The organism is Rhodococcus sp. OAS809 (assembly GCF_040546695.1).
Classification (GTDB): Bacteria; Actinomycetota; Actinomycetes; order Mycobacteriales; family Mycobacteriaceae; genus Rhodococcus_F; species Rhodococcus_F qingshengii.
In genome coordinates this window covers 2,091,183-2,115,262 of record NZ_JBEPOI010000002.1, presented here as the reverse complement: position 1 = coordinate 2,115,262, position 24,080 = coordinate 2,091,183, and the positions used below count along the sequence as shown (strand labels likewise).

Annotated in this window: 17 protein-coding genes and 1 pseudogene; all 18 read left to right on the top strand. The window is 62.6% G+C overall.

Translation table 11 applies throughout. The annotated features are described in order from the left end of the window. Positions 1-40: 40 nt before the first annotated feature. The 18 genes and pseudogenes from mftD (at position 41) to ABIE52_RS12615 (ending at position 24,079) form a co-directional block, all read left to right on the top strand. A complete protein-coding gene (mftD, locus tag ABIE52_RS12700) occupies positions 41-1,219 on the top strand; it encodes a pre-mycofactocin synthase MftD (RefSeq protein WP_003942047.1) in 1,179 nt (392 codons plus the stop codon). Between the two features lie 26 nt (positions 1,220-1,245). Beyond that, positions 1,246-3,177 carry a mycofactocin system FadH/OYE family oxidoreductase 1 gene (locus ABIE52_RS12695; protein WP_192712123.1) on the top strand — a complete coding sequence of 644 codons (1,932 nt, stop codon included), beginning with the start codon at positions 1,246-1,248 and terminating at the stop codon, positions 3,175-3,177. Further along, on the top strand, positions 3,174-4,001 hold the full coding sequence (locus tag ABIE52_RS12690; protein ID WP_192712124.1) for a mycofactocin-coupled SDR family oxidoreductase: 828 nt from the start codon (positions 3,174-3,176) through the stop codon (positions 3,999-4,001). The genes ABIE52_RS12695 and ABIE52_RS12690 overlap by 4 nt, the downstream gene beginning before the upstream one ends. Then, positions 4,001-5,950, top strand: coding sequence for a mycofactocin system FadH/OYE family oxidoreductase 2 (locus ABIE52_RS12685; RefSeq protein WP_192712125.1), 1,950 nt, complete (start codon positions 4,001-4,003; stop codon positions 5,948-5,950). Before ABIE52_RS12690 ends, ABIE52_RS12685 begins: the two co-directional genes overlap by 1 nt. A gap of 41 nt (positions 5,951-5,991) precedes the next feature. Continuing rightward, a complete protein-coding gene (locus ABIE52_RS12680; protein WP_192712126.1) occupies positions 5,992-7,230 on the top strand; it encodes an HNH endonuclease signature motif containing protein in 1,239 nt (412 codons plus the stop codon). 100 nt (positions 7,231-7,330) lie between these two features. Then, the gene (gene mftE, locus ABIE52_RS12675) at positions 7,331-8,023 is read left to right on the top strand and encodes a mycofactocin biosynthesis peptidyl-dipeptidase MftE (protein ID WP_054186896.1); all 693 of its coding nucleotides are present in this window, start codon (positions 7,331-7,333) and stop codon (positions 8,021-8,023) included. A gap of 97 nt (positions 8,024-8,120) precedes the next feature. After that, positions 8,121-9,518 carry a mycofactocin biosynthesis glycosyltransferase MftF gene (mftF, locus tag ABIE52_RS12670; RefSeq protein WP_007730153.1) on the top strand — a complete coding sequence of 466 codons (1,398 nt, stop codon included), beginning with the start codon at positions 8,121-8,123 and terminating at the stop codon, positions 9,516-9,518. After that, the gene (mftG, locus tag ABIE52_RS12665; RefSeq protein WP_007730154.1) at positions 9,515-10,996 is read left to right on the top strand and encodes a mycofactocin dehydrogenase MftG; all 1,482 of its coding nucleotides are present in this window, start codon (positions 9,515-9,517) and stop codon (positions 10,994-10,996) included. Before mftF ends, mftG begins: the two co-directional genes overlap by 4 nt. Positions 10,997-11,101: 105 nt before the next feature. Continuing rightward, entirely contained in the window at positions 11,102-12,415 is a 1,314-nt protein-coding gene (locus ABIE52_RS12660) for a sigma-54-dependent transcriptional regulator family protein (RefSeq protein WP_007730155.1), read from the top strand. Between the two features lie 143 nt (positions 12,416-12,558). Further along, the gene (gene adh / locus ABIE52_RS12655; protein WP_007730158.1) at positions 12,559-14,082 is read left to right on the top strand and encodes an aldehyde dehydrogenase; all 1,524 of its coding nucleotides are present in this window, start codon (positions 12,559-12,561) and stop codon (positions 14,080-14,082) included. A 91-nt stretch (positions 14,083-14,173) separates the two neighbouring features. Further along, positions 14,174-14,734 (top strand): DUF779 domain-containing protein, encoded by a 561-nt coding sequence (locus tag ABIE52_RS12650; RefSeq protein WP_003942021.1) that lies wholly within the window; start codon positions 14,174-14,176, stop codon positions 14,732-14,734. Positions 14,735-14,899: 165 nt separating this feature from the next. Continuing rightward, the gene (gene eat, locus ABIE52_RS12645; protein WP_003941913.1) at positions 14,900-16,372 is read left to right on the top strand and encodes an ethanolamine permease; all 1,473 of its coding nucleotides are present in this window, start codon (positions 14,900-14,902) and stop codon (positions 16,370-16,372) included. Beyond that, the gene (locus tag ABIE52_RS12640; protein WP_192712127.1) at positions 16,369-17,793 is read left to right on the top strand and encodes an ethanolamine ammonia-lyase subunit EutB; all 1,425 of its coding nucleotides are present in this window, start codon (positions 16,369-16,371) and stop codon (positions 17,791-17,793) included. Before eat ends, ABIE52_RS12640 begins: the two co-directional genes overlap by 4 nt. Beyond that, on the top strand, positions 17,790-18,563 hold the full coding sequence (gene eutC, locus ABIE52_RS12635) for an ethanolamine ammonia-lyase subunit EutC (protein ID WP_054827682.1): 774 nt from the start codon (positions 17,790-17,792) through the stop codon (positions 18,561-18,563). Before ABIE52_RS12640 ends, eutC begins: the two co-directional genes overlap by 4 nt. A gap of 80 nt (positions 18,564-18,643) precedes the next feature. Beyond that, a pseudogene (locus ABIE52_RS12630) lies at positions 18,644-19,943 on the top strand (HAD family hydrolase). A gap of 142 nt (positions 19,944-20,085) precedes the next feature. Continuing rightward, on the top strand, positions 20,086-20,625 hold the full coding sequence (locus tag ABIE52_RS12625; RefSeq protein WP_007730168.1) for a hypothetical protein: 540 nt from the start codon (positions 20,086-20,088) through the stop codon (positions 20,623-20,625). A 331-nt stretch (positions 20,626-20,956) separates the two neighbouring features. Further along, positions 20,957-22,234, top strand: coding sequence for an MFS transporter (locus ABIE52_RS12620; RefSeq protein WP_085998903.1), 1,278 nt, complete (start codon positions 20,957-20,959; stop codon positions 22,232-22,234). A 207-nt stretch (positions 22,235-22,441) separates the two neighbouring features. Next, positions 22,442-24,079 carry an AMP-binding protein gene (locus ABIE52_RS12615; RefSeq protein ID WP_039973143.1) on the top strand — a complete coding sequence of 546 codons (1,638 nt, stop codon included), beginning with the start codon at positions 22,442-22,444 and terminating at the stop codon, positions 24,077-24,079. Position 24,080: the final 1 nt, after the last annotated feature.

Genomic DNA, 24,080 nt, shown 5'->3' with positions numbered 1-24,080 from the left:
GACAGTGCGGCGAAAGCTGCACCCCAGAGAGGTCAGTTCAATGGCTAAGAATGCTTTCTTCGAGACGGTGGCAGAAGCACAGCGCCGTGCGAAGAAGAGGTTGCCCAAGTCCGTGTACGCGGCGTTGGTAGCGGGATCCGAGAAAGGGCTGACGGTCGACGACAACGTCGCGGCATTCAGCGAATTGGGTTTCGCTCCCCACGCTGCCGGGCTGTCGGACAAGCGCGAGATGTCCACCACCATTATGGGCCAGGACATTTCGTTGCCCGTCATGATTTCACCGACCGGTGTGCAGGCAGTGCACCCCGACGGTGAAGTAGCGGTAGCCCGTGCGGCTGCAGCACGGGGAACAGCCATCGGACTGAGTTCTTTTGCCAGCAAGTCCATCGAAGAAGTTGCCGCGGCCAACCCGCAGGTCTTCTTCCAGATGTATTGGGTCGGTAGCCGCGACGTGCTCCTGCAGCGTATGGAGCGCGCTCGCGCTGCCGGTGCCAAGGGCCTGATCATCACCACCGACTGGTCCTTCTCGTACGGTCGCGACTGGGGCAGCCCGTCCATCCCCGAAAAGATGGACCTCAAGGCGATGTTCCAGTTCGCACCCGAGGGAATCATGCGCCCGAAGTGGTTGCTCGAGTTCGCCAAGACCGGCAAGATCCCGGACCTGACCACCCCCAACCTCGCGGCTCCCGGCCAGCCTGCACCGACGTTCTTCGGCGCATACGGCGAGTGGATGCAGACTCCGCTTCCGACGTGGGAAGACATCGCCTGGCTTCGTGAGCAGTGGGGTGGACCGTTCATGCTCAAGGGCATCATGCGCATCGACGACGCCAAGCGAGCTGTCGACGCCGGTGTCTCCGCTATCTCGGTCTCCAACCACGGTGGTAACAACCTCGACGGGACCCCGGCGCCGATCCGTGTGCTCCCGGGCATTGCCGAGGCCGTGGGCGATCAGGTGGAAGTTGTTCTCGACGGCGGCATTCGACGCGGCGGCGACGTCGTCAAGGCGCTCGCACTCGGAGCCAAGGCCGTCATGCTCGGGCGCGCCTACCTGTGGGGCCTCTCGGCCAACGGCCAGGCCGGTGTCGAGAACGTGCTCGACCTCATGCGGATGGGCATCGACTCGGGGCTGATGGGCCTCGGCCACTCGTCCATCACCGAACTGAGCCCGGCGGACCTGGTGATTCCGGAAGGCTTCACACGCACATTGGGTGCCAGCTGAGATTACGGCTCCGATAGAGCTGTGAGTTGACACTCGACGAACACACGACCCTGGCCGGACGCCTCGTCCGGTCCAGGGTTGTTTTCGGTCCGCACGAGACCAATCTTGCTGTGGGACGCTCGCTTTCCGATCGGCACCGTGCGTACTACCAGCGCCGCGCCGAGGGCGGAACCGGGATCGTCGTCACCGAAGTGGCCTCGGTATCGGAGAACGACTGGCCGTACGAGCGGGCGCCGTTGGCGTCGCAATGTGGCCCGGGGTGGCAGTCGATCGCGGCTGCATGTGCTCCGTACGGAACGCTGGTTCTGGCCGGGCTCGGTCATACCGGCATGCAGGGATCGAGCGCATACTCCCAGTCGGTGCTGTGGGGACCGTCAAGAGTGGCCGACCCGGCGACGCGTGAGTTGCCGATGGCAATGGGGCAGCCGGAAATCGACCAGTTGATAGCCGGCTTCCGTGAGGCGTCGGCGCTGGCCGTCGCTTCGGGAATGGACGGAGTGGAACTCGATGCCGGTCCTCGAAGCATTCTGCGACAATTCCTTTCGGGTCTGACCAACACTCGGCAAGACCGATACGGTAGCGATCGCGTTGCTCTTGTTCGCGAGGTCATCTCGGCAGTGCGCGAGGAAGTCGGGTCGGATCACGTTGTCTCCCTGCGGTTGTCCTGTGACGAGGAAGCTCCATGGGCGGGCCTGACGCCCGATCTTGCCATCGGTATCGCGCGTGAAGTGTCTCCGTTCCTCGATCTCCTTGTCGTCGTTCGTGGCGGACTCTATTCGTCTGAGGGGTACCGCCCCGATTTTCACTGCCCGCCGAACTTCAACCTCGATCTGTGCCGTGAGATCAAGGCCGCTCTGTCGATTCCTGTTGTCGTGCAGGGGAGCGTCGTGGACATCGCCGACGCTCACGCGGCGCTGGAAGTAGGTGAGTTCGTCGAGATGACCCGGGCCCAGATCGCAGACCCGGACCTGGTTGTGAAAGCCGCGCGCGGCGATCGTCCCCGGCCGTGTGTGCTCTGCAATCAGACGTGCCTCGTGCGTGATCCTCGCAATCCTGTCGTGACGTGCGTCGGGAATCCGAGCGCGGGTTTCGAGACGGTGGACCCCGATGAGCGAGAGCAGATTTCGACACCGGGAGCCGTGCTGGTCGTGGGGGGTGGCCCCGCTGGGATGGAAGCCGCACGGATCTCGGCGGTGGCGGGGCACTCGGTCACACTCGTCGAGAGTTCATCGCAGTTCGGCGGCATGATCCGAACTTTTGCGCGAGGTGACGGCCGTAGCCGGTTCGCACTCCTCGCGCAGTGGTTGGAGGACGAATGCGGTCGTAGCGGCGTGACGATGCGGACCGGGGCGGCGCTCGACGCCCAAGACCTGGGTGACGCACGCAGCCGGGGCGAGTTTGTTGTCGTTGCCACCGGTAGTGCTGCGAGGCCGCCGACGTATCCGGTCGACGATTCGGTTCGATGGTTGGATGCGTCGGAAGCCTTCGAGAAGTTGAGCACCGTGGGGCCGGGTCCGGTCGCGCTGATCGATCCCCTCGGTGGACCGATCGCGGTGGCGCTCGCAGAAGCACTCGCGGCCCATGGCATCTCCGTCTCGATTGTGACTCCCGACAGCATCGTCGGTTCGAGGCTCGGTGCGAGTGGGGATCTGGTCGGCGCCAACACGCGCATCCAGCAGGCCGGGGTCACCAGGGTGCTCGCGTCACGTGTCACCGAAATCGCTCGAGGGGCCGTCTGCGTCGAACACGTCCATACCGGCGAGCGGTCACAGCTCGAGTGCGAAGTGGTGATCGACTGCTCGCCTCGTCTGCCGAACGAAACGCTGAAGGAAGAGGCCGACATTCAGGTGGGCGACTCGGTTGCCCCGAGAACTGTTCTCGAATCCATCCGCGAAGGGCGCTTTGCAGGGTTTACTACTAGAACGAGTTTCAATTCTGCAGAGAGGGCTATCTCATGACACAGGGTTCAGTTCGTTCGCTCGAAGGTCGCGTTGCTTTCATCACCGGCGCAGCGCGCGGTCAAGGACGTGCGCACGCGGTCAAGATGGCGCGCGAGGGAGCAACGATCATCGCGGTCGACGTATGCGCGTCGGTGGCGTCGGACAATTCCTACGACGCAGCAACTTCCGAGGACTTTGCCGAGACGATACGTCTGGTGGAAGCGGAGGGCGGGAAGATCCTCGCCCGTGAGGTCGATGTCCGTGACGGCGCAGCGCTCACCGCGGTGGTCAAGGACGGCGTCGAACAGTTCGGACGTCTCGACATCGTGGTCGCCAACGCCGGGGTCTGCAACTGGAATCGATTCTGGAAAATGTCGGACGAGCAGTGGGAAACCCTGATCGACATCAACCTGACCGGAGTCTGGAAAACCCTCAAGGCCTCGGTGCCGGCGATCATCGAGGGTGGGCGCGGTGGATCGATCATCGTGGTCAGTTCGGTGGCCGGACTCAAGGCGCTGCCCGGACAGGCGCACTACGCGAGCGCCAAGTTCGGTCTCGTCGGTCTGACGCAGGCCGCAGCAAAGGAACTGGGGGAGTACAAGATCAGGGTCAACTCGATCCATCCTTACGGAGTGAATACGCCGATGGGGGTCGACCAGGGCGCTCTCGAGGTATTTGCAAAGTTTCCGCAGTACCTTCCCAACTTCACTCCGATCCTCTCGGACATCGCTTTCGCCGAACCTGACGAGATCGCCGATACCGTCCTGTGGCTCGCCGGTGACGGTTCCCGCACCGTCACGGCAAGTCATATCGCTCTCGATCAAGGAAACTCCAAGGTCTGATGACGCCGTACCCGCGCCTCTTCGCGCCACTGCGCCTGGGCAACCTGACACTCCGCAATCGGGTCGTGTTCTCCGCACACCTGACCAATTACGCGGAGAACGGGTTGCCGACGGAGCAGCACGCGAGCTACTACGAGGCGCGGGCACGCGGCGGTGCGGGTCTGATCATCACCGAGGAGCACTCGACGCATCCTTCGGATCGACCGTACGAGAAGATGATTGCGGGCTATCGGCCGGAAGCGATCGAGGGATACCGGCGGATCACCGACGCCGTTCATGCGCATGGTTCGTCGATTCTCGCGCAGATCAACCACAATGGGGGTCAGGGCGCTGGAACCTATTCGCGATCGCCGCTGTTGGCGCCGAGCGCCGTTGCGGATCCGTTGTTCCGCGAGGTGCCCAAGGCTGTCGACGACGCGGACATTGCCGAGATTCTCGCAGGGTTCGCCCTTGTTGCGCGCAACTGCGTTGCCGGTGGCTTCGACGGGGTGGAATTGCAGGCGTCGCAGTCGTCCATCGTGCGCGCGTTTCTCGCACCCTCGACCAACCTGCGCACTGATCGCTACGGCGGGGGCGTGGCGAATCGTGCGCGTTTCCTTCTCGAAGTGCTCGGGGTACTGCGTAAGGCCATCGGCCCTGATCGTGTGCTCGGTGTGCGCCTGAGTGGATACGAAGGAACGCGGGGTGGCATCGAACTGTCCGACGCGGTAACCACCGCCCAACTCATCGAAGCTGACGGTCACGTCGACTACATCAACACCACCGTCGGAATGGCCACGGAAACACTGCATCTGGTCGAAGCATCGATGGCTGTACCCACCGGCTACGCCAACTTCGTCCCGTCTGCGATCAGGGAGGTCATCGATCTTCCAGTCGTCGGAGTCGGCCGTTTCAAGACGCCGGAGCAAGCCGAAGCTGCACTCGAGGACGGTGTATGCGATCTGGTGGGCGTAGTTCGCGGGCAGATCGCCGATCCGGATTTTGTGAACAAGGCGCGTGCTGGTCAATCGGTACAGGTGCGAACCTGCCTGTCCTGCAACCAGGAATGCGTCGGGCGGATGGGTCTGGGACGTTGGTTGGGGTGCACCGCAAATCCGCGCGCTGGTCGGGAATCGGTACCGCTGCCGATGCCGCGGCGACGGGGCCGCACGGTGGTGGTGGTCGGTGGCGGCCCCGCCGGCCTGCAAGCTGCGGCTACAGCGGCCCAGCGAGGTCATGCGGTGACGCTGTTCGAGCGTGAACGAAGACTTGGGGGACAGATTCTTACCGCCTCGGTGGTACCGGCTCGCCGTGAGCTCGCCGACCTCGTCCGGAATCTCGAATCTGAGTGTCGCCGAAGTGGTGTGACGATCGAGTTGGATGCTGGAGCTGATCTCGCGATCGTGGAGGAGCGCGCGCCCGAGGTGGTCGTGATTGCAACCGGAGCGCGGCCTTTACGCCCAGCGTGGGCGGGTAGATCAGAGCGTGTGGTGGGTGTTCGAGACGTTCTCGACGGCAAGATTCTGCCGAGTGGAACGGTGCTCGTCTACGACGAACTGGGATTCCATCAAGGTACGTCGGTGGCGGAGTTCCTCGCTGATCGAGGCTGTGCCGTCACGATCGCGACCAACGGTATGGTGGTCGCGCAGGACCTGAGCATCACCCTGGATTTCGAGGGGTGGAACCGCCGAGCGTTCGAGAAGTCGATCGGTCAACGGACAGATCTGATGGTGACTTCGGTGAGCGCTGGGGCCTCGCCGCTCGTGAGCTTGGTTCACCTTCCGACGGGTGTGACCGAGGAAGTTGCAGTCGACTGGGTGGTCTTCGCGACACAGCAGGAACCTGTCGACGAGTTGTGGAACACCTTGCAGGGAAGCTGTTTCGAGAAATTTCGCATCGGTGACGCCTTGTCTCCGAGGCGTTCGCACGCGGCCGTCATCGAGGGGCATCGGGCCGCGTTGGCGATATAGTCGTCCGTTTTGTCCCTGGTTCTCGAAAGTATGTTTTGAGCATGGACAGTCGGGAAGCGTGGCAACTGGATGGCGTGGGCCTCAAGAGCGAGGTTCTCGATCTGGTGCGCGCCCGGCACGAGTTGCAGTCGCGGATGGTGTTGTTGATCGTGCAGATGTTTTCCCGGGACGTTCTCGGCGGGAAGGGTTTTCGGGCGATCGCGCTGTGGTTGCATGGTTCGACGAATTTGGAGATCGGTGAGTGCAGTCTGCTGGTCGGGTTGGCGCGGTTGTTGATGCTCGAACCCGTTGTGGGCGATGCGTTTCATCGTGGTGACGTGGATGCGTTGAAAGCCCGTCAGGTGGCGTCGTTTTGTCAGCATCCGCCCAAGAACATGACCCTGGCGGATGTGGACAAGGCTCGCGGGATTCTGTTGGGGTTGGCGTCGAAGAACATCGCGGATTGTGATGCGGTGCGGGCGGCGATTCGGCGGATCGAGAAGCAGTACGGCAAGCGTGAGGACGGGGTTCCGGTGGGTGAGGATTCGGAGCGTAACGAGTTCTACGCCTCGAAAGGCTTGTTCGGGCGAGTGTCGGTGAAGGGTGATCTGGATGCGGTGAACGGGGCCCGTCTGATCACGTTGTTGTCGAGCCTGTCGGCGCCGACACCGGAAAAAGACGGCGTCAAGGACACACGCACGCCTGCATTACGGCGCGCGGACGGGTTTTGCGAACTACTGCGCCGGTACGAGCGGGCGGGGTTGGGTCCGATCGAAGGCGGGGTGAAACCACACATCACCGTTACCGCCAGTGCAAAAGACGTGACCGACCTGAAAGCGTTGAAGGATTTGTTGCCGTCGACAGAAGAGCTCGGGTTTGCGTGGACGGATTGGGTGGGCCCGATCAGTATCGACACTGCCCGGATGCTGGCATGCGACTGCACCGTGACGCGGATCCTCCTGGACGAGAATGGTGTTCCGCTCGACTGCGGCAAGGAAGCGAGAACGGCGACGGTGCCGCAGCGGCGGGCGTTGGCGGTTCGTGATGGTGGGTGTGCGTTCCCGGGGTGCGGGACACCGTCGGGGTGGTGCGATGCTCATCATATTGTTCACTGGAACGATGGTGGCCCAACGGATCTCGACAATCTGATTCTGTTGTGCGGTCATCATCACCGGACGCTGCACCACATGGAGTGGCGGGTGGAGATCGGGCCGGATCGGAAGACGGTGTTCTATCCGCCGATGTCTGTTGATCCGTATCAGCAGCCGATCGGCGGGAACAGCCCACCGACAGCGGCGTGAACCGCGACAACTGACGAATACGCCGGGCACAACAAAATGCCCCGGTGTATCCGCATGCAGTGTTGCGGTGGGAGGGGCCCACACCAAATACGATCGGGGGATGAGTTCTCCGCGTGACCTTGCTGCCATCCCGAGTCCTGCGCTCGAGGGCACTGCGCTCACCGTCGTGGTCCCGGTCGGTTCTTTCGAACAACACGGACCGCACCTGCCTCTCGATACCGACACTCGGATTGCGAGAGCAGTCGCACAGGCTCTGCCCGACGTCGTCGTGGCCCCGGCCATCGAATACGGGGCGAGCGGCGAACACGAAGGGTTTGCCGGCACGATTTCGATCGGTGCGGAGGCCATGGAAACCGTCGTCGTCGAATACGGAAGGTCGGCGTTCCGATGGACGAAGAGGGTGCTGTTCGTCAACGGCCACGGCGGAAATGGTCCCGCATTGGCCAAAGCGGTGGCACTTCTGCGGTATGAGGGGCGTGATGCTGCTTGGGCGCCGTGCGCTGTTCCGGGTGCCGACGCGCATGCCGGACACACTGAAACGAGCCTATTGCTGCACCTTTCGCCCGATTTGGTGCACATGAGCCTTGCTGAGACAGGAAATTTGTCTCCTATCGCGGACCTGATGCCAGGAATGCGTTCGGGCGGTATGGTCGCTGTGTCGCAAAACGGCGTTCTCGGCAATCCAGTCGGGGCTACCGCCGAAGACGGCGCATACATCTTCGGTGAGTTGGTAGGACGCGTGACGGATGGACTGGCCCGGTGGGAGCCTGGTCCAGATGGGAGGCTTCGGTGACGACCACGACCGAGTGGGGGCGGACGGTCCACCTGCGACGGCTTTCGAGGCTGCGACGAGTTGCAGCACGACGGGCTACGTCCCTTACGATCATCTGATGCGACCAGCAAGACTCCCCGACGGCTTCGGCATTCGGTTGGACCCCAAGGTGCGCACGTACTCGGGTGGCCGGGTACTCATCGGCGGATCTCCGACGCGGATGCTCAAGCTGGCGCCGACGGCTGCGGCGATGATCGGTGACGGCTTCCTCGAGGTGGTCGATCAGCAGAGCGCTGCGGTTGCGCGACACCTTCTCGATTCAGGTGTCGCGAATCCTCGTCCGATGTCGACGCCGTCCGCTGCCGATGTCACGGTCGTGATTCCGGTCAAGGACAACCAGGCCGGCGTCGAACGCCTATTGCCCGTCCTCAAGGATCTGACCGTCATCGTTGTCGACGACGGTTCGGAAGTGCCGGTGGAGCCCCGTCGCGCCTGCCCGGGCACCGGCACCATCACAGTGGTCCGGCACGAGAGTGCCCGCGGACCCTCGGCAGCGAGAAACTCGGGATTGCGTTCGGCCCAAACACGTTTCGTAGCTTTTCTGGACTCTGACGTCATACCGCGTGCCGGTTGGCTCGAGTTGATGTTGGGCCACTTCAGCGATCCGGGGGTTGCCCTTGTTGCACCCCGCATCGTCGCCCTCGATCCGTACGGGACGGCGCTGGCGCGGTACGAGAACATGCGATCGTCTCTCGACCTCGGACGCAAGGAAGCTGCGGTGAAGTCGGGCAGTCCGGTCGCCTATGTCCCCAGCGCCGCCGTGATCGTCCGGCGCGACGTGGCACTCGAATGCAACGGTTTCGACGAGAGTCTCGAAGTAGCCGAGGACGTCGATTTCTGCTGGCGACTGCAGGCTGCGGGTTGGCGACTGAGGTACGAACCGGTTGCGCATGTCGCCCACGATCATCGAGTTCAGTTCGACAAGTGGTTCGCCAGGAGAGCGTTCTACGGCACGGGTGCGGCGCCGTTGGCTGCAAGACACGAGGGTTCGGTTCCGCCGATGGCGATGTCGTTCTCGACGCTCTTCGCGTGTATCGCCGCTGCAACACTGACCCGTTCCGGTCTTGCCGGCGCACTCGGCGCTTTGCTGTTTACCGTTTACCGGCTGCGAAAGATGTTCACCGGCCTGAGTCAACCCACCCGGATCGCGGCGATCCTCACCGCGCAGGGAGTTGTCGGCGGATTCTGGCAACTCGCCTCGGCAATGTGTCGTCACTACTGGCCCGTGACGCTCCTGGCGGTGATCGCCTCCCGTCGAATTCGGCGGCTGGCCGTCGCTGCAGCAGTCACCGAAGGTTTGGTGGACTGGTATCGCCACCGTGAGCCAGGCGGGCTGGGACCGGTTCGGTACGTCTTCTTCAAACGAGCCGACGACATCGCGTATGGAGCCGGACTCTGGCGTGGCGCATTCGACGCCCGCGACTGGGCGGCGCTGAAACCTCGAATCACCAAGTGACAGAAGCCGACTACGCAGATTTCCTGGTTGTCGGTGGTGGCACGTGTGGTTGCGTGGTCGCAGCCAGGCTCAGTGAAGATCCATCCGCCACGGTGATGCTCCTCGAATCGGGAAGCGGATATCGATCGGCGCTCGAACTCCCGGACGTCCTGGGTGATCCGTACCGACTGCCGGTCGGACCTGCGAGCGAATACACGTGGACCTATCCGGTCGAACTGACGCCGCGTCGGGCGTCCACAATTGCGCGGGGGCGGACACTCGGTGGATCCGGAGCCGTCAACGGTGCGTACTTCACCCGCGCGACCCGTGCTGATTTCGAGAATTGGCCGAGTTCATGGCGATACGACGACGTCTTGCCGTACTTCAAGAAGTCCGAAACGGATCGTGATTTCGAGGGCGAGTTCCACGGGACCGCCGGACCGATCCCGGTCGAGCGTCGAGCGTGGGACCAACTACATCCACTGAGCGGCGAGTTTCATGCGGCAGCGCTCGGAGCAGGCTTTCCCGACGACGTCGACAAGAATGCGCCGGACTCGTTCGGGGTGGGCCGAGTGCCACTGAACGTCTCGGATCATCGTCGGATCAGTACGGCGATCGGGTATCTGATGCCGGCGTTGCACCGGCCGAATCTGCGGGTGGAATCCGGAGTGAACGTCATTCGCATCGCGTTCTCGGGTACCCGTGCGATCGGCGTCGACGTTCTCGACGACGGTAATGTCCGACGCATTCGTGCCGACCATGTGGTCGTGTGTTCGGGCGCGGTGGCGACACCGCACATTCTCCTGAATTCCGGTGTTGGTCCAGCGGAACAACTTGTAGGGCAGGGAGTTTCCGTCGTTCTCGATCGACCGGGCGTCGGACAGAACTTCGTCGACCACCCGGAAGTGCTGCTGCCGTACCATTTTTCGAAGCCCCGCACGATTCGATCGCAGACTCCGGTGCTGGAGACAGCCCTCAACCTCGCTGAGATCGAAATCCGTCCGTACACCGCATCTTTCACAGACCTGGTTCCCGGTGTGCCTCGCATGGACCACGGCGTCGGAGTGGTCCTGATGGCGCCGCACAGCCGGGGAAGCATCGAACTGGTATCGGGGGATCCCGCTGGGGCGCCGCGTATTCGGTACAACTATGTCGCGTCGGCGCACGATCGAGCTGCCATTCGGGAAGGGATGCGGATCGCCGAGAATCTTCTCGAGTCGATCGCCGAGACGGGGTTGATCGATCGCCCCGTCGTGGAGTACACCGATGAGTGGGTCGAATCCCGCCTGGGAACGTCGCTGCATATGTCCGGTAGTTGCGTGATGGGTGCCGAGGCGGACCCGTTCGCAGTCGTCGACGGTCGGTGCCGTGTGATCGGCGCGCAAGGACTCAGTATTGTTGACACGTCAATCCTGCCGACGATCCCGACCCGCGGCCCGCATGCGACCGCGGTGATGGTCGCGGAACGAGCAAGCGCCATTCTGCTCGGTGACGAGTGACCGCGAGGGGTAGCAGGCTGGGTCGGCAGTCATACCGAATGGTCGTTCTCGCCTATGGGCTGTGATCGGCGTTACAGTGGTCCACGGAGCGGAGGAACGCAAAATATGGCACGTGAACAGGCTGTGCCCGGCAACCCGTGGGTGGCGGTCAGGCCAGGCGATGACGTCGCGTTACTCGCGCGGCGACTTTCGTCTGCCCATCAGTCGTTCATCGATGCTCGCGGCGTGCCCGGCCAGGGGCTGACCGACGACTCCCATGTCCGCTCGGTCGTACTCGAGTCCTGGATGCGGAGCCGCAACAAGGGGGTAAATCCCGATGTGGTCGGCAACCCTGAGATGCTCGAAGGGTTGGAGCTCGAAAAGTATCGCTCCGCGCATCCCATGTCACTGATCCGTCCGGTGATTCGGAAACTCCTGGTGGAAGATGCTGCCGAGACCGGACTACTGATCGCGATCAGTGACGCACACGGTCGATTGCTCTGGGTGGAGGGTGACAACTCGGCCAAGGACAAGGCGTTGTCCATGAACTTCGTTGAAGGCGCCGACTGGAGCGAAGATCGTGTCGGCACCAATGCGCCGGGAACGGCGCTTGCTCTCGATCACTCCGTACAGATTTTCGGATCCGAGCATTTCAACCGAACCGTGCACGACTGGAGTTGTTCGGCCGCACCCGTCCACGATCCCACCACTGGGCAAATCCTTGGTGCCATCGACATCACCGGTGGCCCCAGGGTTGCGGTTCCCGAAGTGCTGTCACTGATCCGTGCAACTGTCGCGGCCGCCGAATCGGAATTGCGATTCCATCTCTTGAACTCGCCCATCCCACTCAGTGCCACGGCTCCGCGCCTCGAAACATTCGGTGCCGGCCGGCCGACGCTGGTTCGCGGCGGTGACCGCATCCCGATTTCGCAGCGTCACGCTGAGATTCTCCTTCTGCTTTCCGAACACCCGGAGGGTCTCAGCTCCGACCACCTTGCGGTCCTGCTCGACGAGGGCGAACTCGACGCAGTGACCATTCGCGCGGAAATGTCGCGGCTTCGTAAGGTTTTCGGTGCCGACCGGCTGGCTTCGCGCCCCTATCGGATCATCACGGAGTTCACGACAGATGTCGGCGATGTGCGGGCAGCGTTGGACCGAGGCGACGCAGCGACGGCGATGAAACTGTATTCGGGCCCGGTGCTGGCAGGCTCTGCCTCCCCGGGAATCGAAGAGGTGCGGGAAGAACTACGCACCAGGGTCCAGGCAGCTCTGCTGCGTGGAGGTGACGCCAACCTTCTGGCCCGGTGGACCACGTCGGTACACGGCCGCGAAGACTCAGTCGTGTGGGAGGCCTACCTGTCCACGTTGGATCCTCAATCGCCGCTGTATTCGCAGGTCCAGGCAAGAATTGATCTCCTCGACCGCCAATTGGGCATCTGAGAATCATCTGTGTTTCTCGCACGCAACGTACTTGCAACGTTGCAACTCCTAGTGTTGTGAATCACACCCCACCGGGGGGTGGGATTGCAGTCACCGATTTGGTGGGTGCGCCCAGGAAGATCACGTTTACATAGGAGCTTGCAATGACCGTGTACGCCCGCCCAGGTACCGCCGACGCGATCATGTCCTTCCAGTCTCGATACGACAACTGGATCGGCAACGAATGGGTTGCTCCGGTCAAGGGTCAGTACTTCGAGAACCCGACACCGGTGACCGGACAGAATTTCTGTGATGTGGCTCGTTCCACCGCAGAAGACATCGAACTCGCTCTCGACGCAGCGCACGCAGCAGCTCCGGCCTGGGGCAAGACCTCGGTCGCCGAGCGCGCGATCATCTTGAACAAGATCGCTGATCGTATGGAGGAGAACCTCGAATCCATCGCACTCGCCGAGTCGTGGGACAACGGCAAGCCGATCCGCGAGACCCTCAACGCCGACATTCCGCTCGCCATCGATCACTTCCGATACTTCGCGGGAGCTATTCGCGCACAGGAAGGTTCGCTCTCGGAGATCAACTCCGACACCGTGGCGTACCACTTCCACGAGCCGCTCGGCGTAGTCGGCCAGATCATTCCGTGGAACTTCCCGATCCTCATGGCCGTGTGGAAGCTTGCCCCCGCCCTCGCTGCCGGCAATGCCATCGTGCTCAAGCCTGCCGAGCAGACGCCAGTCTCGATCCTGCACCTCATCGGCATCATCGGTGACCTGCTGCCTGCCGGCGTTCTCAACATCGTCAACGGCTTCGGCGTCGAGGCCGGAAAGCCGCTCGCGTCCAGCCCGCGTATCAAGAAGATCGCGTTCACCGGTGAGACCACCACCGGTCGCCTGATCATGCAGTACGCGTCGCAGAACCTTATCCCCGTCACCCTCGAACTCGGTGGCAAGAGCCCCAACATCTTCTTCTCCGACGTTCTCGCCTCAAACGACGACTACCAGGACAAGGCACTCGAGGGCTTCACGATGTTCGCCCTCAACCAGGGCGAGGTCTGCACCTGCCCGTCACGTTCGCTGATCCAGGAAGACATCTTCGACGAGTTCCTCGCGATGGCAGCCATCCGCACCAAGGCTGTGCGCCAAGGGGATCCGCTCGACACCGACACCATGATCGGTGCCCAGGCCAGCAACGATCAGCTCGAGAAGATCCTCTCGTACATCGAGATCGGCAAGGCCGAAGGCGCCAAGGTCATCACCGGTGGTGAGCGAGCCGAACTCGGCGGAGACCTGTCCGGCGGCTACTACGTCCAGCCGACGGTGTTCACCGGCAACAACAAGATGCGCATCTTCCAGGAAGAGATCTTCGGACCCGTCGTCTCGGTCACCTCGTTCAAGGACTACGACGAGGCCATCGAAATCGCCAACGACACGCTCTACGGTTTGGGCGCCGGTGTCTGGTCCCGCGACGGCGGAGTTGCTTACCGCGCAGGCCGCGACATCCAAGCCGGTCGCGTCTGGACCAACACGTACCACCAGTACCCGGCACACGCCGCTTTCGGTGGATACAAGCAGTCCGGCATCGGCCGCGAGAACCACCTGATGATGCTCTCGCACTACCAGCAGACCAAGAACCTCCTGGTCAGCTACGCCCAGAAGGCTCAGGGCTTCTTCTGATCTACCCACCGGCACCCGTGAGCCCCTCGCTGCGGGTGCCGGTGAGCAAGACTGCAACACGCGAAACCTGCACAAACACACGGAGGTTGGAATGAGCGCCACGGACACACCCGATACCGGCGCCGTTCCACCCCGGTTGGTGACCACCGCTGGGGCGGCTGACCTCCTGCGCCGCCTCAGCGGGACTCACGGCGAACTGATGATGCATCAATCCGGCGGATGCTGCGACGGCTCGGCCCCGATGTGTTATCCCTCAGGCGAATTCATCGTCGGGGACCGTGACGTACTACTCGGAATCGTCGATCTCCGACTTGCTGTCGGAGAGACTCCCGAAGACCTTCCCACCGGAACCGACGCTGTACAGGTCTGGATTTCCGGATCACAGTTCGAAGCCTGGAAGCACACCCAGTTGGTACTGGACGTCGTGCCCGGCCGCGGCAGTGGATTCAGCCTGGAGTCTCCTGAAGGATTCAGATTCCTCAGTCGAGCAAGGGCATTCACACCGGACGAAAACGAAGCACTCGGCGCGTCGAGCATTCTCGTGGGCGCTGATTGGGAAGCGGGCGTGCGTCCTTTGCCCCCGACGGTTCCCCAGGTGGTCGCCGAGGCCGTCGACGCCTGCCCGGTGCCGGGCGCGGCCGCCCGATCCTGAGAACGGCAGCCTGAAGAAGATCTGAACAGGCTCGGGGCCGCTCACATGACAGCCAGTTAACAGCACGGTCATCTCCAGGCGACCTTCTCCGTACATCGCCCACATACCGTTCATTTCACGCGACGCATCCACCGTGCGTCGTCTCATTCTTGACCGATTCAGAGGATGGACATGTCTCTTTCCGACCACGCAACCGGCAAAAACGCCGGTGCCGCGGGTGCACACCACGACGGCGCAGACTTCCATGCGGAAGACAATTCGTATCTGGAGAAACGAACACTCCGAAAGGGAACAGCAGGGTGGGTGCTGCTTGCGGGGTTGGGTGTCAGCTATGTGATTTCCGGTGACTACGCCGGCTGGAACAACGGTCTGGCTGAAGGTGGTTTCGGTGGCCTTCTCATCGCGGCGGTTGTCATCGCGGGTATGTACCTGGCGATGGTGCTCGGTATGGCCGAGATGTCGTCGGCACTTCCTGCCGCTGGTGGTGGATACACGTTTGCCAGACGGGCCATGGGGCCCTGGGGCGGATTTGCCACCGGCACAGCAATTCTCATCGAGTACTCGATAGCACCCGCAGCGATCGCGACCTTCATCGGTGCGTACGTCGAGTCCCTGAACCTGTTCGGGATCACCGACGGCTGGTGGGTGTACCTCGCGGTGTACGCGATCTTCATCGGCATTCACCTCACCGGCGCCGGTGAGGCACTCAAGGCGATGTTCATCATCACCGCCATTGCACTCGTCGGCCTGGTCGTGTTCGCGGTTTCGGCTGTCGGCCTTTTCGATTCGTCCAACCTCACCGATATCGCCGTCGACACCAGCGCAGTCGGATCGTCGTCGTTCCTGCCATTCGGTCTGCTCGGAATCTGGGCCGCCGTGCCCTTCGCGATCTGGTTCTTCCTTGCGGTCGAAGGTGTACCGCTGGCCGCCGAGGAAGCACGTGAGCCGGAGAAGAACGTCCCCCGCGGCATCATCATCAGCATGTTGATCCTGATCGTCACAGGCGCAACGGTTCTCTTCCTCGCCACCGGTGCGCTCGGCGCAGACGCCCTGTCCACCTCCGGAAATCCGCTCGTCGAGGCTCTGGGGGACAGCGGAGCGGCAAAGGCCGTCAACTACATCGGACTTGCCGGTCTGGTCGCGAGCTTCTTCTCGATCATGTACGCCTACTCACGCCAGACGTTTGCGCTCTCCCGCGCCGGCTATCTGCCGAAGAACCTGTCGGTGACCAACAAGCGCAAGGCCCCCACTCTCGCGCTCGTCGTACCCGGAATCATCGGCTTCGCGCTCTCACTCACCGGTGAAGGTGCAATGTTGCTCAACATGGCAGTGTTCGGCGCGGCAGTAAGCTACGTCCTGATGATGGTGAGTCACATCGTTCTTCGTAAGCGTGAGCCGAACATGCCGCGCCCGTACCGCACGCCCGGCGGTATCGCCACCACCTCGTTTGCGCTCGTGATCGCGGCAGTGTCGGTGGTGGCCACCTTCCTGGTCGATCCCGTTGCGGCATTGCTGACGTTGGTTGCCTTCGGAGTTCTGATGGCGTACTTCGGTCTCTACAGTCGTCACCACCTTGTTGCCAACTCGCCGGACGAGGAGTTTGCTGTACTTGCACAGGCGGAAGAAGAATTGGGATGAGTCGCGGGATGGCCAAGTATCACCAGCAGGTATCCGGAACCAACTACTCGTTCGACGGTCTCGTCGATCTGATGGCAAAAGCGACACCACTGCGGTCGGGTGACGAACTAGCCGGTTGCGCGGCAAGCTCCGACGCCGAACGTGCTGCTGCTCAATGGGTTCTGGCTGATCTTCCGTTGACGGTGTTCCTCGAAGATCTGTTGGTTCCGTACGAGGACGACGAGGTAACCAGGCTCATCATCGACAGCCACGATCGCCTGGCCTTTGCGCCGGTGGCGCACCTGACTGTCGGCGGACTACGAGACTGGTTGCTCGAGACCGCGTCGGCGCCGGAAGCTTCCGCACGGTTGTCCGCCGCAAGTCCCGGGCTCACCCCCGAGATGGTTGCGGCGGTCAGCAAGATCATGCGCAATCAGGACCTGATCGCCGTCGCGAAGGCCATCACCGTGACCGCGGGGTTCCGTACGACCATCGGACTGCCCGGCCGGCTGAGCACCCGACTCCAGCCAAACCACCCGACAGACGATCCACGCGGCATCGCGGCGGCCACATTGGACGGTCTCCTGATGGGATGTGGCGACGCCGTCATCGGTATCAACCCCGCGACGGACTCACCCCAGGCCACCTCGGATCTGCTCCACCTGCTCGACGACATCCGTCAGCGATTCGAGATCCCGACTCAGTCGTGCGTGCTCTCGCACGTGACCACCACGATCGGACTGATCGAATCGGGGGTGCCGGTCGATCTTGTCTTCCAATCGATTGCCGGTACCGAAGGCGCCAATTCCGGTTTCGGAGTGAACATTCCGCTCCTGCGTGAGGGCAACGAGGCCGGGCGCTCCTTGAACCGCGGAACTGTCGGCAACAACGTCATGTACCTGGAGACGGGGCAGGGGTCCGCCCTCAGCTCAGGTGCCCACTACGGCACCGGCGGAGCCCCGGTCGATCAGCAGACACTCGAGACCAGGGCATACGCAGTGGCACGTGATCTCGAACCGCTGCTGGTCAACACCGTGGTCGGCTTCATCGGTCCCGAGTATCTCTACGACGGCAAGCAGATCATTCGCGCGGGCTTGGAGGATCACTTCTGCGGAAAACTCCTCGGGCTGCCGATGGGAGTGGACGTCTGCTACACCAACCACGCCGAAGCCGATCAAGACGACATGGACAACCTGCTCACCTTGCTGGGCGTCGCCGGCGCGGCGTTCGTGATCGCGGTGCCCGGCGCCGACGACGTGATGCTCGGCTATCAAAGTCTGGCGTTCCACGACGCGCTGTATGTGCGTAAGGTTCTCGGTTTGCAGCCCGCCCCGGAGTTCGAGACCTGGCTCCACAACTTGGGGATGACCGACGCAAACGGTCGGGTTCTTCCGATCGATGCCGAAATGTCGCCGTTGCGGGCTTTGACGGTGAACTCATGACCGAAGATCAGGCACCGATCCTCGATTTCTGGGGTCCACTGCGCAAGACCACACAATCGCGTATCGGGCTGGGGCGTGCCGGAGATTCGTTGCCCACCAAGCGGGTTCTCGAATTCAAGGCAGCTCACGCCGCAGCCCGCGACGCGGTCCACGAGCCACTCGACTCCGAGACGCTTGCCAGTCGGGTCGAAGGGGTTGGCATCGGGGCGCCGGTGGTGGTCGCGAGCAGCGTCTCCACCCGCAGTGAGTATCTCCGGAGACCCGACCTGGGGCGCCAACCGGCTGACCTGGGTGCGATCGCGAGTTCCGACAAGGAAATCGGGTTCATCCTCGCCGACGGACTCTCGCCGCGAGCACTGATGGACCACGGCGAGCAATTACTGTCCGCGTTGGTCACGGTGTTGGGGGAGCGGTACTCGATCGCGCCGCCCGTGATCGCCACGAATGCCCGTGTGGCACTGGGTGATCACATCGCTGCCGCGATGGGAGTGCAGACGGCGATCGTCCTGATCGGCGAACGTCCAGGGCTCTCCGTTGCGGACAGTGTCGGGATCTATCTGACTCACCTTCCCCGCGTCGGTCGTACCGACGCGGATCGAAACTGCATTTCCAATGTCCACCCACCCGAGGGACTCGGATACGAGCAGGCTGCTCGTGTCGTCCTGGGATTGGTGACGGGAGCGCGCCAGTTGGGCCGCTCCGGCGTCGACCTCAAGGACACCTCTCGCGCCGACGCCGTTGCGTCGGGAGAAGTGCTGACGCTCGATTAATTGACAACTGCACGGCATACCCGGGTCGATCGACCCGGGTATGCCGTCGTACCCGAATCACGACGAAAACGAGGGAATCGATGTTCCGTTCGCTGCATTCCCGCGCCCTGTGCGCGTTGGCGGTAGGTAGTGTCCTGTTGAGTGCAACTGCATGTAGTTCGGCCGAGAGCGCCCCGAAAGAAGATGTGGCGCAAAGGGGTTCATCCTGTGCTGCGTTGGATCCCAGTCTTGCGTGGTACGGCGACAACCGTGTGACGTTGGATGCCATGATGACGGAGTTCGGAACGTGTGGAGCTGCAGGTGATGTCGATGACGGAGCTCCGTTGGCGCTCTTCGACTGGGACAACACAGTTGTCAAGAACGACATCGGAAGCGCCACCGCATTCTGGATGATCAAGAACAACAAGGTGTTACAGCCTGCCGGAGGGGACTGGGCAACCACCAGCCGCTTCATGACGCCAGCCGGCGCTGCCGCACTTTCCGCCGCGTGCGGCTCCGAGACCGCGCCGGGGCAACCGTTGGCAACCAGCACCGACTTGGACTGCGCGGACGAGATCGTTGCGGTACTCGAAGAGAAGACTCGCGACGGGCAGGCCGCATTCGACGGTTACGATCACCGCCGGACAAAAGCCGCATACGCGTGGGCCGTGCAGTTGATGGCAGGGCACACCGAGGACGAGATCACCGAGTACGCTCGCGCAGCCCGTGCCGAGAATCTCGCTGCTGCAGAAGGATCCGATCAGACCGTCGGTACGACGGAAGTCGACGGCTCGGTGCGGTACTACGCGCAAATCGAAGATTTGGTGAAATCCCTCGGCGCTCATGGATTCGACGTGCGGATCATCTCCGCGTCGGCCGAACCGGTCGTTCGAGTCTGGGCGGAACAGCTGGGATTGGACGCCGATCACGTGATGGGAGTTCGGCCCATCGTCGAGGGCGGGGTTCTCACCGGGCGCCTGCGTGGGTGTGGTGGCGTTGCGGACGGCGACGACTCTGTCATTCCGTACATCGACGGCAAGCGGTGCCAGGTCAACGAGGTTGTCTACGGGGTTCAAGGGCCTACGGCGTTCGAGCAGTTGGCCGCCGATCGACGTCAGGTATTTGCTGCCGGTGATTCTGTCACCGACGTGACGTTCCTCGGAGATGCGACCGGTGCGCGCCTGGTGATCAACCGCAACAATCCCGAACTGATGTGCAATGCCTACGACAACAGTGACGGGGAAATGGCTGGTCAACCCCATGTTCATCGAACCGAAGTCCCGGGCGGACGCTCCCTATCGCTGCTCGACCGATGCTTACACCGACGCGGCCGGGGCAAAAGGTGCCGTGACTCGCGCAGACGGCAGCGTGATCCCCGATCAGGCCGATACCGTCGCGTGACGGTCGACTTGTCGCGGTGACTTCACAACGATCGATCGGGGTGTGATCTGATTCTGTCGAGCCCTTTGTCGGGCTGCGGAAACCCACGGGTGTCCGCTGTGATGCTGGAGCCGCAGAGGCGGCACGTGAGTAGGAGAAATCGATGGCCTTCGCTGGCAATGTGGACGAGTTGGCACTGCTCCAAGCAGTACGTCTCAAGGAGCGGGTCGGAGCGGTCGTCCTGGCCGAGCACCTGGGCGTCAGCTCGGCTTCCGGTCAAGCTGCGTACGACGCACTTGTCGCGCAGGGCAAAGCGGTCGAAGCGGAAAACGCCATCAGCCTGACCGAGAAAGGTTTGGCAGAACTCGAAGATCAGTTGGACGCCGAGCGCGTCTCGATCGACGAGGACTCCATCGGTGAGGTGTACGAGGCGTTCCTTCCCTTGGACGAGGAGTTCGCCGCGCTCATCGACGACGCAGATGCGGATTCCCTTGCAGAGCTGGATCGCCGGGCGGCAAACCTGTTCGACGATCTGTCGGCATTCGTTCCGCGGTTGTCTCGTTACCAGGATCTCTTCTCGGATGCTCTCGCGAAAGTGCAAGCGGGGGAGTCCAAGTGGATTTCCGAACCGATCATCGACTCCTACGCCACGGTGTGGGGCGAGATCCGTCAGGAACTGTTCGGGGCTGCCGGTAAGGCTTGATCCGTAGCGTTGCACCGTGACGCCGTTTCTCGAGGGCCGTCCGATTCGTGAGAGCGAATCGGACGGCCTGCGGCATGTCGAGGGTCGTGAAACTCGTTACCATTGCATACAAGTGGTGACCGAGATCACTCCTACCCCCTTTCGGGGGTAGTGCGGGGGTGAGCCACATCACTACCTTTCCTCCTATCGACGGTGATGCCCACAGGGCGACACCACGGGACCACGGAGGAATCGAGTGACCACAGTCTCTCCCACAGGCGGCACCAGTGCCGCCGGCGCCGGGGGTGCGAGTGCCGCAGGTGCGACGCAGCCCCCGCAGAACACCACCAGTGTGCGGCGCGTCGCAATCGCGAGTTGCATCGGCACGACTATCGAGTTCTACGACTTCTTCATCTACGGAACCGCTGCGGCACTTGTCTTTCCGACGGTGTTCTTCCCCGCGCTCGGTGCCACTGCGGGAACTGTCGCATCGTTTGCGACTTTCGCAGTCGCATTCATCGCCCGGCCCGTCGGCGCAATGTTGTTCGGACACTTCGGTGATCGCATCGGTCGCAAGAAGACGCTGATCTCGACGCTCCTGCTCATGGGTATCTCGACGCTCCTGATCGGCTTGCTGCCGGGTGCTGCAACCATCGGTGTCGCGGCCCCGATCATCTTGGTGCTCTTGCGATTCGGCCAAGGTTTCGCGGTCGGTGGTGAGTGGGCAGGCGCAACCTTGCTCACCGCGGAATACGCTCCGCCGGGCAAACGTGGTCTGTATGCGATGTTCCCGCAGCTCGGCCCTGCAATCGCCTTCGTTCTCTCGAGCAGTACCTTCCTCATCACCGGCGCAGTTCTCGGCGACACCAACCAGGCTTTCCTCGATTACGGCTGGCGTATCCCGTTCCTGTTCTCCATCGTGTTGGTCGGCATCGGCCTCTACATGCGACTCGCTATCGAGGAGACTCCCGTCTTCAAGGCGGAGCAGGCAGAGCGCGTCGCGGAGCAGAAGAACGAAGCACCGCGCACCCTTCCGTTCCTGGATGCTTGGCGGTTCCAGACCAAGGAGATCCTGCTCTCGGCAGGCGCCCTGGCTTGCCTGTTCGCGTTCTTCTACATGGGCACGGCTTTCCTGACGAGCTACGGAACAAAGACCCTCGGCTTCTCCCGTCCGTTCGTCCTGTCGGTCGGTATCGCTTCCGCGGTTGTCTTCGGTGCGGCGATCGTCGTTTCCGCTCTGTACTCGGACCGCATCGGGCGCCGCAAGGTCATCATGATCTCGTGTGGTCTGGCCGTCGTCTGGGCGCTGGTGCTGTTCCCGCTCCTCGACACGGGATCGCCGATCGCGTTCATCATCGGAATGTTCGGCACGCTCATGATCTTCGGAATCGCCTACGGCCCCTGCGGTGCGCTGCTTCCGGAAATGTTCCAGACCCGCTACCGCTACACCGGTGCCGGCCTCGGCTACAACCTCGCCGGAGTGCTCGGTGGGGCAGTGCCGCCGCTGATCGCCGCACCGCTGGCCTCGGCCTACGGGAGTATGGCCATCGGAGTCATGTTGGCGATCCTGGGTGTGTTGAGCCTGATCTGCACCTGGGCACTCGTCGAGACCAAGGACCACGCGCTGTAACCACTGTGCGCCTTTATTAACCGCCGGCGGTTAATAAAGGCGCACAGCAGGCGGGTGGGGTGTCCGGACTCTGAACAGTTACGGCCACCCCGCACCGGGAAGTATGTCGTGCATCACACCGAATCGAGTAAATTCGTAGATGAGAGGGTCCGCTGCGGCGGCCCCTCTCATAGGTGCCTGAACAGGTAACCGGAGAGGACAGAACACATGAGTACGCCGCTGCCCAGCTATACGTCCGGAGTATGGGACGGTCCGATGCTGGGCGACACCATCGGAGACAACCTCGATCGCACGGTTGCCGCACACGGCGACCGCGATGCGTTGATCGACCACGCCAGCGGTCGACGATGGACGTACCGGGAGTTCGCCGAGCAGGTGAACGGGCTCGCTGCCGGACTACTTTCCCGTGGTGTGGGGAAGGGCGATCGGGTAGGAATCTGGGCTCCCAACTGTCCGGAATGGACGTTCACGCAATACGCGACGGCAAAGGTCGGCGCGATCCTGGTCAACATCAATCCGGCGTACCGCTCGCACGAGTTGCAGTACGTACTCGAGCAGGCCGGGATCTCGACGCTGGTGTCTGCGGCCAGCTTCAAGACCTCGGACTACGCGTCGATGATCGAGACGGTGCGGCCGCAGTGCCCGGATCTGACGTCGGTGCTCCTGCTCGGTTCACCCGAGTGGGACGCGGTGCTTGCAGACGGCTTGGCGGCGCAGGCAAGCGATCCGGCTCCGCTCGCCGCAGCCCAGGCCGCGTTGTCGGCCGACGACGCGATCAACATCCAATACACCTCGGGTACTACCGGTTTCCCGAAGGGCGCGACGCTCAGTCACCACAACATCCTCAACAACGGCTATTTCGTCGGCGAGTTGTGCCACTACAGCGAGGTCGATCGGGTGTGCATCCCGGTGCCGTTCTACCACTGTTTCGGCATGGTAATGGGCAACCTTGCGTGCACCAGTCACGGTGCTGCCATGGTCATTCCGGGTCCGGCTTTCGATCCGCGTGCTTCGCTCGAAGCCGTTCAGGCCGAAAAGTGCACGTCCCTCTACGGCGTTCCGACGATGTTCATCGCGGAGTTGGCGTTGCCGGACTTCGACAGCTTCGATCTGTCGTCCCTTCGCACCGGCATCATGGCGGGCTCGCCCTGCCCGGTCGAGGTGATGAAGCAGGTCATCGATCGCATGGGCATGTCGGAGGTGTCCATCTGCTACGGCATGACGGAGACCTCGCCGGTGTCGTTGCAGACCCGCTCGGACGATTCGATCGAGCAGCGCACCGAAACGGTCGGACGGGTAGGGCCGCATCTCGAGATCAAGATCGTCGATCCGGCAACCGGATTGACGGTGCCCCGTGGCGAGCCGGGTGAACTGTGCACGCGTGGTTACTCGGTCATGCTCGGATACTGGGAGAACCCGGAGAAGACCGCCGAGGCGATCGACGCTGCCCGGTGGATGCACACCGGAGACATCGGAGTCATGGACGAGGCCGGATACGTCGCCATCACGGGACGCATCAAGGACATGGTCATCCGCGGTGGCGAGAACGTCTATCCGCGTGAGATCGAGGAGTTCCTCTACACCCACCCCGACATTCTCGATGCGCAGGTCATCGGTGTACCCGACGCAAAGTACGGCGAGGAATTGATGGTGTGGGTCCAGATGCGCGAAGGTGCAGACGATCTCGACGCCGATTCGGTCCGCGCGTTCTGCACCGGCAAGCTCGCGCACTACAAGATTCCGCGGTACGTCCATGTCGTCGACGAGTTCCCGATGACAGTCACGGGCAAGGTCCGCAAGATCGCGATGCGAGAACAGGCGATCGAATTGATCGGTCAGGCCTGAG

Bases quoted from the DNA above. Each gene is read 5' to 3' on its own strand.
- mftF (WP_007730153.1), top strand. From the start codon at position 8,121: ATGCGACCAGCAAGACTCCCCGACGGCTTCGGCATTCGGTTGGACCCC.
- adh (WP_007730158.1), top strand. From the start codon at position 12,559: ATGACCGTGTACGCCCGCCCAGGTACCGCCGACGCGATCATGTCCTTC.
- ABIE52_RS12680 (WP_192712126.1), top strand. From the start codon at position 5,992: ATGGACAGTCGGGAAGCGTGGCAACTGGATGGCGTGGGCCTCAAGAGC.
- mftE (WP_054186896.1), top strand. From the start codon at position 7,331: ATGAGTTCTCCGCGTGACCTTGCTGCCATCCCGAGTCCTGCGCTCGAG.
- ABIE52_RS12625 (WP_007730168.1), top strand. From the start codon at position 20,086: ATGGCCTTCGCTGGCAATGTGGACGAGTTGGCACTGCTCCAAGCAGTA.
- eutC (WP_054827682.1), top strand. From the start codon at position 17,790: ATGACCGAAGATCAGGCACCGATCCTCGATTTCTGGGGTCCACTGCGC.
- ABIE52_RS12650 (WP_003942021.1), top strand. From the start codon at position 14,174: ATGAGCGCCACGGACACACCCGATACCGGCGCCGTTCCACCCCGGTTG.
- mftD (WP_003942047.1), top strand. From the start codon at position 41: ATGGCTAAGAATGCTTTCTTCGAGACGGTGGCAGAAGCACAGCGCCGT.
- ABIE52_RS12660 (WP_007730155.1), top strand. From the start codon at position 11,102: ATGGCACGTGAACAGGCTGTGCCCGGCAACCCGTGGGTGGCGGTCAGG.
- ABIE52_RS12690 (WP_192712124.1), top strand. From the start codon at position 3,174: ATGACACAGGGTTCAGTTCGTTCGCTCGAAGGTCGCGTTGCTTTCATC.
- ABIE52_RS12615 (WP_039973143.1), top strand. From the start codon at position 22,442: ATGAGTACGCCGCTGCCCAGCTATACGTCCGGAGTATGGGACGGTCCG.
- ABIE52_RS12640 (WP_192712127.1), top strand. From the start codon at position 16,369: ATGAGTCGCGGGATGGCCAAGTATCACCAGCAGGTATCCGGAACCAAC.
- ABIE52_RS12685 (WP_192712125.1), top strand. From the start codon at position 4,001: ATGACGCCGTACCCGCGCCTCTTCGCGCCACTGCGCCTGGGCAACCTG.
- eat (WP_003941913.1), top strand. From the start codon at position 14,900: ATGGACATGTCTCTTTCCGACCACGCAACCGGCAAAAACGCCGGTGCC.